This is a genomic window from Pseudoalteromonas sp. CR1 (assembly GCF_019392235.1).
Taxonomy (GTDB): domain Bacteria; phylum Pseudomonadota; class Gammaproteobacteria; order Enterobacterales; family Alteromonadaceae; genus Pseudoalteromonas.
Window position 1 is genome coordinate 1 of record NZ_JAHXRM010000266.1, and the last position, 270, is coordinate 270.

Annotated in this window: 1 protein-coding gene; it reads right to left on the reverse strand. The window is 63.7% G+C overall.

What is annotated here, in order from left to right; translation table 11 throughout:
• Positions 1–270, reverse strand: a 270-nt coding sequence (locus KZZ04_RS21750) for an SUMF1/EgtB/PvdO family nonheme iron enzyme (protein ID WP_219423899.1), incomplete at both ends; no start/stop codon positions are given.

Sequence of the window (270 nt, forward strand, 5' to 3'; positions counted from 1 at the left end):
GCCGGCCCGTAAGTATTGGCGTGTTCGGCGATGCTGTAGCCCTTGCCTGCATCGAAAGGAAACGGGAACGGTCCGCTTGTGCCGGCGCGGGCGGCGTATTCGCGCTGGGCTTCACTGACCATGTGATACTGCTGCCCAGTCTTTTTCGACAGCCAGGCGACGTAGTTCTTCACGTCGTCCATGTCCATGCATACGGCCGGTTGGCGCGGCCCTTGCGGGTAGCGCGGCTTGCTGGCAATGCATTCGCGGCCGGGGCGAGTGTCGCCATCG